We start from the raw sequence: 12,135 nt of genomic DNA on the forward strand, positions 1-12,135 counted from the left end.
AGAGCGATCCCGTGACGACCCGCGAGCAGGCGATCGAGGCGGCCCGCCGGTGGATGAACGACGGGCTGCCCGAGGAGCGGTGGCGTGACGTCGCCGTCCACGAGTTCGAGCTGGGATGGGTGCTCTGGCCCGAGCAGCCCCCGGCCCGGACGGACCCGGGCTCGGGCGAGCGGCGGGCGCCGGAGGTGATCGGCTCGGCCTGCGCCGTGGTCGACCGGGAGACCGGTGAGCTGACCACCTGGCCCTCGGTACCGGTCGAGGAGGTCGTCCAGCTCTATCGCGACAAGCTCGGCGCCGGCTCGTTCGACCCGGCTCTTCCGCCGGTGACCGGGCCGGGTTCGACGGCCGTGCTCACCTACCGCGACGCCGGCGGCGAGGAGCAGAGCCTGTTCCAGGCCTCCGCGCCCGGGTACGGGCACCCCGAGGTACGGGCGTGGCGCAGCCTCCAGGCCCAGGGCGTGCGGCCCGAGGACGTGCTGGCCGTGTACACCGATCTGCGGCCGTGCGAACTCCCCGGCGGGTACTGCGCGGCGACCCTGCTCGCGGAGCTTCCGGTGGCCTCCTTCTCGTACGGGCACGACTACGGGCCGCGCTTCGACCGCCGGGCCGCCGGGGTGCGGGCGCTGACCGAGCAGACCGAGAAGGTGTTCCGCAGCGCCGGACGCCCCGTGCCGCCGAAGCCGAACCGGGTGCCCTTCCCGCGGGCGGTGCCGGCGGCGGAGCCGGAGCGGAACGTCGCCCTCGGCCGTCGGCTGGCGGAGCAGTTCGGCGCGGACGGGATGCACCGTTTCGACGCCGACCTCACGGCGGCGAGCCTGCTGCCCGAGGCTGCCGCGGAGACCCTCGTCTGGGCGGGTCTCCCCCGCCGGGTGGAGGGCTTCTTCGAGTTCCTCCCCGGTCTTCCGACGGTCGCCGGGCACCTGGCCGCCACCGGTGGGAGCGGCCGGATCTCCGAGCCGACCCTCGCCGTGCTGGCCGAGTACGTGGTCCTCGGCACCGACGGGCACGCGCTGATCGCCGTACAGTGCGGCGACGGCGGTACCGGCACCGGGGCGGGGATCGGCCGGGTCTGGGCCGTCGACCCGGACAACGGCACCGGCCGGTACCTCGACGCCGACCTCGCCTCCTTCGTCCGCTGCCTGGCCCTCCTCGCCGGCGCCCGGCCCGCGTGGCGGGGACTGGACCCGTACGCGACCGGAGCGGCCGTCGAGGTGTTCCAGCGCGAACTGGCCGCCGTGGACGGCACGGTGTACTCCGATCCGGAGAACTGGTGGGCCGTTGTCGTCGAACAGCTCTGGGACGGCCTGCTGTAGCGGCCCCCGCCCCAACGGCGACTGGGCCGTGGAGCTCGACCCGGACACGGACGCCTCCGGCTTCTGGTACGAGATCTTCCAGGACCGGGAGGACTTCGCCTTCGAGTGACGCCCGCGACCCAGCCGGCCCGGCGCCCATAGTCACTGACGGGCCGTCACGACTGCCGGGCACGACAACGGCCCCTGACCAGACACGCTGGCCAGGGGCCGTTCTCACGGGCGGAGGGTGTGGGATTTGAACCCACGGTGACGCAAGGCCACGACAGTTTTCAAGACTGTTCCCTTAGGCCGCTCGGGCAACCCTCCTCGGCGGAGGCCAGCCTAACGGTTTCGGCGGGGTTCGGTGCACACCGTTTCGGTGGGCGGGTCCCGGTGCGGGCCGGGTCAGTTGTCGCCCTTGCGCTCCCCGAGGACGACGGTGGTCTTGGCGGTCTTGCCGTCACGGGTGTACTCGACCTCGACGCTCTCGCCGGGCTTGTGCGTCCAGATCTCGCTGACCAGGGTCGGGCCGCTGTCGATCGGGATGCCGCCCAGCTTGGTGATCACGTCGCCCGGCTTGAGGCCGGCCTTGTCGGCGGGGCCGCCGGGGGTGACGGCCGGGGTGCCCTGGACGGCGTTGGTCTGGATCTGCGCGCCGTCGCCCTTGTAGTCGTCGTTGCGCAGCACGCCGAGGATCGCGTAGACGGGCGTGCCGTCCTTGATCAGGTTCTCGGCGACCCACTTGGCCTGGTTGATCGGGATGGCGAAGCCGAGGCCGATGGAGCCGGCCCGGCCGGAGGCGCCGGCGTTGGACTGGATGGCGGAGTTGATGCCGATCACCGCGCCGGAGGCGTTGAGCAGGGGGCCGCCGGAGTTGCCGGGGTTGATCGAGGCGTCGGTCTGCAGGGCGTTCATGTACGAGGCCTGGGCGCCGGTCTCGTCGCCGGAGGCCACCGGGCGGTCCTTGGCGCTGATGATGCCGGTGGTGACGGTGCCCTCCAGGCCGTAGGGCGCGCCGATGGCGATGGTGGCGTCGCCGATGGCGACCTTGTCGGAGTCGCCGAGCGGGAGCGGGACCAGCTTGCCGGTGGGCGGGCTGTCGAGCTTGATGACGGCGACGTCGTAGCCCTGGGCGCGGCCGACGACCGAGGCGGCGTAGGAGCTGCCGTCGGAGAACTTGACGGTGAGCTTGCCGCCCTTGGCGGCCGGCGCGACGACGTGGTTGTTGGTGAGGATGTGGCCCTCGGTGTCGAAGACGAAGCCGGTGCCGGTGCCGGACTCGCCGGAGCCCTGGGCCTTGATGGTGACGGTGCTGGGCAGCGCCTTGGCGGCGATGCCGGCGACCGAGTCGGGGGCGCGGTCGAGGGCCTTCTTGTTGTCGCCGACGGTCACGGTGGTGCTGGTGCGGCTGGCGGGGGAGATCGAGCCGCCGTCCTTGCCGGAGACGGCGACGCCGATCGCACCGCCGGCCAGGCCGGCCACCAGGGCGACGGCGGCGACCAGGGCGACCAGGCCGCCGCGCTTGCGGCCGGGGTGGGGGGCGCCGGAGCCGGGCCACTCGGACGGGTGGCCGGGGCCGCCGGGACCGCCGGGACCGCCGGGGCCGCCGGGCGGGGTGCCCCAGCCGCCGAGCGGCTGTCCGGCGCCGAACGGGTGGTGGTGCTGGCCCTCGGCGGGCATGCCGACCGGGCCGGCGGCCGCCGGCTCGCTCGGCGGCGCGTACGGCTGCGCCGGGGCCGGGGGCGGCGTCTGCGCGGCGGGCAGGACCGGCGGCGGGGCGTCGATGTAGGTGGTCTCCGCGGGCGCCGCGGCGTGCTGGGCCGGGGCCGGGGCGCTCACCTTGCCGAACGAGAGCGTCGGCGCGGGCGCCGCGTCGGCCGCCGCGGCCCCGGCCTCGGGGCCGGGAGCGATCGCATCCGAACCGACGGCGGGCTGCCCGTCCTCCGGCCCGGTGGAACCACTCGCGTGCTCGGTGCTCACGGACGACCTCCATAGCTGTCAGAACCTTGGACCATAGTTTTTCGTATGGCCGATTCAGGCGCCGTAAGCGGGCCCCTGAAGAACTCATGAGAATGCTTACGGCCTCCTGACGACACCCCCGCCGCGGTCCCGGTATCCGGACGGCGGCCCCCTGGCCTTGGCCTTCGCCCCGACGTTGGCTAGCCTGTCGCTCCACAACTGACACGACGCGGGAGCTTGGACCCACCAGGCTGAGAGTGCGCTGTTCGACCGTATGCCCCCAGGCCACCGAGCCGGGCACGGCGAGGTGGCGCTGACCGCCGGAACCTGTCCGGGTAATGCCGGCGTAGGGAGTATCGGCCATGACGGCTGTTTCGCCTGCCCCAATTTCCGACGACGCGGTCAAGGACCGGGTCGAGGCACCGCTGGTGCTCGACACGGCCCCGCCGCGGACGCTGGACTTCCGGGCGCTGTTCGCGCTCTGGGCCAACCTGGGTGTGAGCCTGATCGGCTTCACCAGTGCCGCCACCGTGCTGGGCGCGCCCGGCGCCGAGCTGGGCTTCACGGCGGCGATGACCGCGATCGTGGTCGGCACCGCGATCGGCACCGCGATGCTGGGTGTGGCGGCGATGATCGGCGCCCGGTCCGGCGCGCCGGCGATGGCGCTGCTGCGCGGCCTGTTCGGCACCCGGTTGTCGTACGTGCCGACGGTGCTGAACATCCTGCAGTGCATCGGCTGGGGCGTGTACGAGCTGACGGTGATCGCCTGGGGTGCCCAGACGGTGGCCGGCACGGAGGGCTGGCGCTGGCTGTTCGTGGTGCTGGCGGGCGTGCTCACCACGGTGCTGACGATCTGGCCGCTGGGGGCGATCGCGGTGCTGCGCACGTACGTGGCGATCGCGGTGGGCGTGGCGATGGTGTACTTCACCGTCCAGCTGGTCCGGCAGGGCTTCCCGGACCCGGGTGCGGGTCACTGGGGCGGCTTCCTGACCGCGACGGACTACGTGATCGCGGTGTCGATCTCCTTCGTGCCGCTGGCCGCCGACTACACCCGGCACGCGAAGAGCTCGGGTTCGGCGTTCTGGGGCACCTTCTCGGGCTACACGGTGGCGCAGGTCTGGTGCTACGCGCTGGGTCTGGTCGCGCTGCTGCAGTCGGGCGGCGACCCGACGCAGGTGTTCTCCTCGTTCACCGGCGTGGCGGCGGGCTGGTTCTTCCTGCTGGTGCTGGTGCTTCGGGAGACCGACCAGTCCTTCGCTAACGTGTACTCGACCGCGATGTCGATCCACAACCTGCTGCCCCGGGTGGACCGCCGGGTGCTCACCGGCGGGATCGGTGTGCTGGTGACCGGCCTGGCGCTGTGGATCCAGGAGTTCACCGCCGGGTACTACGCCTTCCTGGGCCTGATCGGCTCGGTGTTCGTGCCGCTGTTCGCGGTGCTGGCGGTGGACTACTTCTTCGGGGCCGGACGGCGCGGCTGGAACCTGGAGCAGGACGCCCCCTCGCGCTGGCTGATGCTGCTGCCGTGGGCGCTCGGCTTCGCCGCGTACCAGTTCCTGGCGCCGACCGCGGTCGGGGCGTGGTGGACGGAGCGGTGGACGGGCCTGCAGGAGGCGGTGGGCTTCACCCCGCAGCCGTGGACTTCGGCCTCGCTGTTCTCCTTCCTGGTGGCCGCGCTGGCGACCGGGGCGACGGCGGCGCTGTCCCGCAAGGGCGACTGAGCACCGGGGCGGCCCGTCCGGGGCCGGGCGGGCTGTTCACCGGGTGTTCCCGGTGGTGCCGGCGCCCGGCCCACGGGGCCCGCGTAGGGTGGTCGCCGTGGACATCCAGCACCTCGGCGCGCCGGCCCCGGACGGCGTCTCCCCGGACCCTTCGGCCGTCCGGGTCATCGCGCACCGCGGCTCCTCCGCCGCGCTCCCCGAGCACACCGCCGAGGCGTACCGGCTGGCCATCGAGGAGGGCGCGGACGGGCTGGAGTGCGACGTCCGGCTGACCGCGGACGGGCAGCTGGTGTGCGTCCACGACCGGACGGTGCGCCGGACCTCCGACGGGCGCGGCGCGGTCTCCGCGATGACCCTGGCGCAGCTGGCCGAGCTGGACTTCGGCTCCTGGAAGTCGCCGGGGGATCCGCGGCGCAGCGCGGTGCTCACCCTGGAGGGTCTGCTGGAGCTGGTGGCGGACGCCGGGCGCCGGGTGGAGCTGGCGATCGAGACCAAGCACCCGACCCGCTACCGCGGTCGGACCGAGGCCGAGCTGGTGCGTCTGCTGGACCGTTTCGGGCTGCTGCCGAAGGGTCCGGAGCGCGCGGCGGACGCGCAGGTGCGGATCATGAGTTTCTCCGAGCTGGCGCTGCACCGGATCCGGCGGGCCGCTCCGGCGGTGCCGACGGTGTACCTGCTGGAGCGTCGGCTGCCGCTGCTGGGCCGGACGCGGGCGCTGCCGGGCGGGGCGGGGATCGCCGGTCCGGGAATCGAGCTGGTGCGCCGGGATCCGGGGCTGGTGCCGGCGCTGCGCCGGGCGGGGCACCGGGTGCACGTGTGGACCGTGGACGACCCGGCGGACGTGGACCTGTGTGTGGAGCTCGGGGTGGAGGCGCTGATCACCAACCGGCCGCGCGAGGTGCTGGCCCGGCTCGGTCGGTGAATTGCGTGGTGCGCCCGGCGCGAACGGGCGGTGTGAACCGCGGAATCGGGGTATTGCGGGGCCGGTTTCACGACTGACCGTGAGCGGGTTTTCCCTTTCGGGCACGGTGCGTCGCGGTGCCCTGAATTGCCCTTGAGCGATCGCCCGACGGTCGTTTCCGACGCATTACCGGGGGGCATCCATCCCTCGGCAGATGCTGAAGGAGGTCCGGGGGTGGCGTTGATGGTGGCACGTGCCGTGCATGTGGAGGCCAGGGCGGCGTCATCGGCCCTGGCGGTGCCGCACGGGCCGGCCAGCGTGGGCCTCGCCCGTCGGCGGCTGAGGAGTGATCTGGGCGGCCGGGAGATTGCGGACACGGTGATCGACGACGCCGTGCTGATCCTTTCCGAACTGCTCAGCAATTCCTGCCGGTACGCACGACCCCTGGCCGGTGGGGGCGCGGATTCGGCGGAGGGTGACGGCGAAATCCTGGTGCGGTGGCAGATGCACTCGGACGGCCTGCTGACGCTGGAGGTGACGGACGGCGGCGCGGCCACCCGTCCGCTGCCGGCCAGCCCGTCGGTGACCGCGCGCGGCGGGCGGGGGCTGAACATCGTGGGCAAGTTGGCCCGCCACTGGGGCGTGCGGCACGCTCCCGGCCGGGTGACGGTGTGGGCCGAGCTGCCGGCCCGGGGCGCCGACCGGCTGGACGAGCCGGGGGCCAGGAGCGCGTAGCGGGCGGCGGACGTCAGTAGGCTGCCGGGAGCAACGTCGCCGTCTCCGGGAGAGCCGCACCATGGCCAAGAAGGCCGCCAAGAAGCCTCAGCCCAGCCAGTCCCCTGCCGTCGAGGGCGAGGTCCCCGTCGTCGGCGCGCGCGAAGCGTGCCCGTGCGGTTCCGGCCGCCGGTACAAGGCCTGCCACGGCCGTCAGGCCGCGCACGCCGTCCAGGAGTTGGTGCACCGCCCGTTCGAGGGGCTGCCCGGCGAGGCGGACTGGGTGGCGCTGCGCGAGCTGGTCCCGGCAGCGACCGTGCCGCTGACGCTGGCCCCGGGGGTGACCGAGGGCGCGCTGGGCGAGGTGCCGTCGGTGACCCTGGCGACCGTGCTGCCGCTGGCCTGGCCGGCGCTGCGCCGCGCGGACGGCTCGATCCTGCTGGGTCTGCAGACCCAGTCCTCCTCCGGCGACCTCAGCCGTGACCTGGCGGACGCCCTGGAGCTGGCGCTGGCCACCGAGCCGGGCACCCCGGTGCCGGCCCGCCGGACCGTGCCGGGCGGCCGCCGCCTGCAGGACCTGCTGGACACCGGCGCCGAGTTCACCCCGGCCGTGCACACCGGCTTCGAGTTCTGGCTGGAGGACGCGGAGACCGCCACCGGCGAGGTGGCCGCCTCCCTTGAGCGGGCCAACGCCTCGGCGATCCCGACCGAGAAGCTGTCCGGGGTGGAGTCCTCGTACTGGTGCGGCACGCCGGACAAGAACCACCTGCGCTGGGTGATGACCGTCCCGGAGGAGCAGCTGCTGGACGCGCTGGCCCGGCTGGCCGCGGCCGGTCGTGCCTCGTTGGGTGAGGGCACCAAGCTGGTCGGCTCGTTCCGGGCGCACGGCCTGACCGTGCCGGTGTGGGACCTGCCGCTGGAGATGACCGCGGACGACTGTGAGAAGCCGGCCGCGGAGTTCGCCGAGCGGCTGGCGGGCGTGCTGGCCGACCCGGCCCCGCTGACCGGCGAGGAGCGCCGGGCCCGGGCGAACCTGGTGAACCGTCAGATCACCCTGAACTGATCCGGCGGTGACCCGCGCCACTCGCGAATCGCCCCCAGGATGTTTTCAACATGGAGGCGGCGTGGACAAATTGGCGCGGAGACGGATCTTTGTTACTGTTTGAACAGTCCGGTCGCTGGTGCATCCCCCGTCGCCAGCGACCGGATTTTCCATGTGCGGAGCGCGATCGGAACACCTGATCGGAAACGCGTGATCAGAACGGCAGCCGACTGCCGTTCGGCGCGGCGCAGCTCGCCGCGATCAGTCCGCCGAGCAGGGTGCTCACCTGCGGCAGCCAGGCGTCGCCGGCCCGCGGCGGCTGCACCCAGTGCACCGGGCCGGCCCCCGTCCGGGACGGCGGGAGCACCACGTATCCGCCGGTGCCGTGGTAGCGCAGCGAGCCCGGCACCCAGGTCTTCTCGGCCAGCAGCCCGCCCAGCTCGTCCAGCGTGTACGGGGCGACCAGCAGCACGTGGCGCCCGGGCGTGGCCAGCACCGGGCCGTACGGGACGCCGAGTGCGGCGAAGTGGTCGAGCAGCCAGCCGCCGGCGGTGGCGGGCAGGCTGACGGCGCAGACCGTCCGGCCGGTCGCCAGCAGCACGGGGGCGCCCGGGGCGCGCCGCTCCCACCACCAGCGGACCATCCGGGGGTCGGTGGTGGCCGCTTCCAGCGCCGGGTCGGCGGGGTGGGCGCCCGGCAGGTGGCAGTCCCGGTCGCCGCAGGAGCAGGGTCCGCGCCCGCCGCGGACCGTCCTGGCTCCGGGGACGACGGGCCATCCGTGGCCCACCGCCGCCTCCAGGGCGGCCGCCAGGGCCGCTGACCGCTCCCTCCGGCGGCCCCCCGGCCACCAGACGGCCCGCTGTGCCATCCCGTATCGGCGCGTACGACGCATGGTGCTCGTTCCTTTCCGCGACCGTGGAGCTCGGAGCGGCCCGGGGAGCTCGGAGAAGGTCGGGCCCTGGGAAACGAGAATCCCGCATACGTCCGGATGGACGCCTGTCGGGAGCCGCCGGTTCCACCGTACGAGTGAGCGGGAGCCGCTCCGGGCGGCCCACGGGCGGCCGGCGCATACGATCCCCTGCACCGCCTGACCCCCCGTCACCTCCGCGCCCGCCGCGAGGCGGGCCGCGACCGGTGGGCACCAGCCTCGTTCACGAATCTGGACATGCCCCGATCGGCCTGTGTACAAGTGGTGGATTGGTGCCGAGTAGTGAGGTAGCCGCTGATTTCGGTCAGCGGCAGGGTCCTGCGTGACAAGTACCGGTATGTGGGGAGTTGCGACATGACCGACGCCCATCGGCTCGACCTGGCACCGGCGGGCGCGGCGCTGCCCGGCGCCGCCGCGACCCGCCCGGTTCCCGACGGTGAGGCCGGCGCGGCCGACCCCGCGGATCCGGCCGACCCGGCCGGATCCGGCAGTCCGGTCCTCCCCGGCCTCACCGGGCTCGGCGGCCTTGTCGGGCTGATCGGCGAGGAGGGCCCGGAGAGTCTGCAGGACCGTTTGGCCGGATGGTTGTCCGATTTCACCAGCCTCCACGAGCACACCGAGGCGCTCGCCCGGTGCCACGGTCTGGCCGAGGTGCTGGCGGCGGTGCTGGAGTCCGGTGCGGCGCTGCTCGGCGCCCGCCGGGGGCTGGTCACGGTGACCGCGCCCGGCGGCGGCCGGCCGGCCGGCCTCGGGCTGGACCCGCCCGGGATCGGCGCCCTGGAGACCGTCCCGGCCGAGCACGGCCCGTTCGCCCGGCTGCTGAGCCACCCCGCCGAGTCGGGGCAGCTGCTGATCTCCGACCTGGCGGCGGACCCGGCGGTGGGCCCGCGCTTCCGGGAGGTCGCCGGGCAGCTGGGCCTCGGCGCCAGCTTCGCGCTGCCGCTGGTCGCGACGCCCGGGGGGCCGCTGGGCGCGGCGGTCTGGTTCTACGACGAGCCGGCCCGCCCGGACGAGCGCCGGCAGCACCTGGCCCGGCGCTACTGCGAGTTCGCCGCACCGATGCTGGCCCGGCAGCTGGAGGCCGAGCGGGCGGCGCGGGCCACCGAGGCGCTGCGGCGCGGCCTGCTGCCGGACCACCTGCCGGCGGTCGCCGGGCTGCGGCTGGCGGCGCGCTGCGTACCGGCCGGCCTGGACCGGGCGGCGGGCAGCGACTGGTACGACGCGGTGGTGCTGCCGGACGGCACGGTCGGGCTCACCGTGGGCAGCGTGCTGGGCGACGGCCCGGGCGCGGGTCCGGCCTCCGCGCCGGGCGCGGCCGCGGCGATGGGGCGGGTCCGGGCGGCGCTGCGGGCGTACGCGGTGCTGGAGGGCGAGGACCCGGTCTCGGTGCTGGGCGACCTGGAGCTGCTGCTGAAGACCACCGAGCCGCACCGGTCGGCGACCGCGGTGTACGCCTGCGTCCGGCCGGAGGAGCAGCGGATCGCCCTGGCCGGGGCCGGCCACTGCCCGCCGGTGCTGATCACCCGCTACGGCGCGAACTTCGTGGAGACCTCCCTCTCGGCTCCGCTGGGGATGCTCAGCTGCTGGGAGGCGCCCGGGGTGGAGCTGACCGCCGAGCGCGGCGACGTGCTGGTGCTGTACACCGAGGGACTGGCGCGCCGCTGCGGGCCGACCCTGCACGCCGGGCAGGCGGCGCTGCGGCGGGCCGCCGGGGACGCCCCGCGCGACGTCCGGCTGGACCCGGACCGGCTCTGCGCCCACCTGCTGGCGCTGGCCGACCGGTCGGGGGCGCCGGTCGCGGACGACCTGGTCCTGCTGGTCGCCCGGTTCCTCTGAGCCGCTCCGGCGGCACGGCGGGAGGGGCCCGGCGGCCGGACGGCATGGACCCGGTCCGTGCCGGGGCACCCCGGGGCCGAACGCGCATCCGTACCATGGAGCGGACGGCCGCCCGTGCCCGCCGCGATCCGGAGGGGCAGGTGGCGGCACCACGCGCGAGGAGGCGACGTACGTGACCGAGGACCGTACCCCGGCGGTGTCCGAGAACCCCGAGGGGGCTGCCGCTGAGGACGAGGAGCAGCCGATCAAGAGCCGGAAGAACGGGCTCTACGGCGAGGTCTCCGACGAGCTGGCCGCCTCGATGAAGTCCGGCTGGGCCGACACCGAGCTGCACGGGCTGCAGCCGGTGGCGCAGGCCCCGTACGCGGCCGAGCGCCGGGCCAGGCTGTCCGCGGCCTTCCCGGGCGAGCGCCTGGTGGTGCCGGCCGGCAACCTGCGGGTGCGGGCCAACGACACGGACTACAGCTTCCGGGCCGCCAGCGAGTACGTGCACCTGACCGGCGACCAGACCGAGGACGCGGTGCTGGTGGCCGAGCCGACCGGCGAGGCCGGGCACGAGTTCGCGCTGTACCTGCGCCCGCGCTCGGACCGGGAGAACGGCGAGTTCTGGCTGGACGGCTACGGCGAGCTGTGGGTCGGCCGCCGCCACAGCCTGACCGAGGCCTCGCAGCTGTACGGCCTGCCCACCCGCGACGTGCGGAAGGCGGCCGAGGAGCTGGCCGCCGTCACGGTGCCCACCCGGATCGTCCGCGGCTACGACGCCGGCCTGGAGTCGGCGCTGGACGGGCAGCTGGTCGAGGAGAAGGACGACGAGCTCAAGACCTTCCTGAGCGGCCTGCGGCTGGTGAAGGACGCGTGGGAGGTCGGCGAGCTGCGGGCGGCCTGCACCTCGACCGTGAACGGCTTCACCGACGTGGTCCGCGAGCTGGGCCAGGCCGTGGCCACCTCGGAGCGCTGGATCGAGGGCACCTTCTGGCGTCGTGCCCGGGTCGAGGGCAACGACGTCGGCTACGGCTCGATCGCCGCCGCCGGCCCGCACGCCACCACCCTGCACTGGGTGCGCAACGACGGCGAGGTCCGTCCGGGTGAGCTGCTGCTGCTGGACGCCGGTGTGGAGACCAATACCCTCTACACCGCGGACGTCACCCGCACCCTGCCGATCAGCGGCCGGTTCAACGAGCTGCAGCGCCGGATCTACGACGCGGTGTTCGACGCCCAGGAGGCCGGCATCGCGGCGGTGAAGCCGGGCGGCCGGTTCCGGGACTTCCACGACGCCGCCCAGCGGGTGCTCGCCGAGCGCCTGCTCGCCTGGGGCCTGCTGGACGCCTCGGTGTACGACGTGGAGAAGGTGCTGGAGCTGGGCCTGCAGCGCCGCTGGACACTGCACGGCACCGGCCACATGCTCGGCCTGGACGTGCACGACTGCGCCCACGCCCGCCGCGAGGACTACGTGGACGCCGAGCTGGTCCCGGGCATGGTGCTGACGGTCGAGCCGGGTCTCTACTTCCAGCTGGACGACCTGACCGTCCCGGAGGAGTACCGCGGCATCGGTGTCCGGATCGAGGACGACATCCTGGTCACCGCCGACGGCAACGAGAACCTCTCGGCCGGCCTACCCCGCCGGTCGGAGGAGATCGAGGCCTGGATGGCCTCGCTGACGTCCTGACGTCCCGACGTCCGTTCCTCCGGCACCGCCCCCGGTCCGCGTCCGCGGCCGGGGGCGGTGCCGTGTCCGGCCCGGC

At 74.3% G+C, this 12,135-nt stretch carries 10 protein-coding genes, 1 tRNA gene and 1 riboswitch; of the genes, 8 read left to right on the forward strand and 3 right to left on the reverse strand.

Annotation, left to right across the window (positions count from 1 at the left end):
• Window positions 1–11 precede the first annotated feature (11 nt).
• Both ABWK59_RS17070 and ABWK59_RS17075 read left to right on the forward strand, forming a co-directional pair.
• Window positions 12–1,313 (forward strand): SUKH-4 family immunity protein, encoded by a 1,302-nt coding sequence (locus ABWK59_RS17070; RefSeq protein ID WP_354641444.1) that lies wholly within the window; start codon window positions 12–14, stop codon window positions 1,311–1,313.
• The gene (locus tag ABWK59_RS17075; protein ID WP_354641445.1) at window positions 1,279–1,422 is read left to right on the forward strand and encodes a hypothetical protein; all 144 of its coding nucleotides are present in this window, start codon (window positions 1,279–1,281) and stop codon (window positions 1,420–1,422) included. Before ABWK59_RS17070 ends, ABWK59_RS17075 begins: the two co-directional genes overlap by 35 nt.
• A gap of 111 nt (window positions 1,423–1,533) precedes the next feature.
• Here ABWK59_RS17075 and ABWK59_RS17080 read toward each other — a convergent pair.
• A tRNA-Ser gene (locus tag ABWK59_RS17080) sits at window positions 1,534–1,619 on the reverse strand.
• Window positions 1,620–1,697: 78 nt separating this feature from the next.
• Window positions 1,698–3,272: a S1C family serine protease gene (locus ABWK59_RS17085; protein ID WP_354641446.1), complete on the reverse strand. Its 1,575-nt coding sequence runs from the start codon at window positions 3,270–3,272 to the stop codon at window positions 1,698–1,700.
• A gap of 198 nt (window positions 3,273–3,470) precedes the next feature.
• A riboswitch (TPP riboswitch) is annotated at window positions 3,471–3,623 on the forward strand.
• Here ABWK59_RS17085 and ABWK59_RS17090 point away from each other — a divergent pair.
• The 4 genes from ABWK59_RS17090 to ABWK59_RS17105 all read left to right on the forward strand — a co-directional run bounded on the left by ABWK59_RS17090 (window position 3,614) and on the right by ABWK59_RS17105 (window position 7,650).
• Window positions 3,614–4,972 (forward strand): purine-cytosine permease family protein, encoded by a 1,359-nt coding sequence (locus ABWK59_RS17090; RefSeq protein WP_354641447.1) that lies wholly within the window; start codon window positions 3,614–3,616, stop codon window positions 4,970–4,972. Its footprint overlaps the riboswitch before it by 10 nt.
• A 97-nt stretch (window positions 4,973–5,069) precedes the next feature.
• Entirely contained in the window at window positions 5,070–5,894 is an 825-nt protein-coding gene (locus ABWK59_RS17095; protein ID WP_420492794.1) for a glycerophosphodiester phosphodiesterase, read from the forward strand.
• 222 nt (window positions 5,895–6,116) lie between these two features.
• Window positions 6,117–6,608: an ATP-binding protein gene (locus ABWK59_RS17100; protein WP_354641448.1), complete on the forward strand. Its 492-nt coding sequence runs from the start codon at window positions 6,117–6,119 to the stop codon at window positions 6,606–6,608.
• Between the two features lie 61 nt (window positions 6,609–6,669).
• A complete protein-coding gene (locus ABWK59_RS17105) occupies window positions 6,670–7,650 on the forward strand; it encodes a DUF5926 family protein (protein WP_354641449.1) in 981 nt (326 codons plus the stop codon).
• Window positions 7,651–7,843: 193 nt separating this feature from the next.
• On the opposite strand, the gene ABWK59_RS17110 is transcribed toward ABWK59_RS17105, so the two are convergent.
• Window positions 7,844–8,521 carry a bifunctional DNA primase/polymerase gene (locus ABWK59_RS17110; protein ID WP_354641450.1) on the reverse strand — a complete coding sequence of 226 codons (678 nt, stop codon included), beginning with the start codon at window positions 8,519–8,521 and terminating at the stop codon, window positions 7,844–7,846.
• A gap of 390 nt (window positions 8,522–8,911) precedes the next feature.
• On the opposite strand from ABWK59_RS17110, the gene ABWK59_RS17115 reads away from it, so the two are divergent.
• Both ABWK59_RS17115 and ABWK59_RS17120 read left to right on the forward strand, forming a co-directional pair.
• Complete coding sequence (locus ABWK59_RS17115) at window positions 8,912–10,393, forward strand: PP2C family protein-serine/threonine phosphatase (protein WP_354641451.1); 1,482 nt, start codon at window positions 8,912–8,914, stop codon at window positions 10,391–10,393.
• Between the two features lie 172 nt (window positions 10,394–10,565).
• Complete coding sequence (locus tag ABWK59_RS17120; protein ID WP_354641452.1) at window positions 10,566–12,059, forward strand: aminopeptidase P family protein; 1,494 nt, start codon at window positions 10,566–10,568, stop codon at window positions 12,057–12,059.
• Window positions 12,060–12,135: the final 76 nt, after the last annotated feature.

This window comes from Kitasatospora sp. HUAS MG31 (assembly GCF_040571325.1).
Taxonomy (GTDB): domain Bacteria; phylum Actinomycetota; class Actinomycetes; order Streptomycetales; family Streptomycetaceae; genus Kitasatospora; species Kitasatospora camelliae.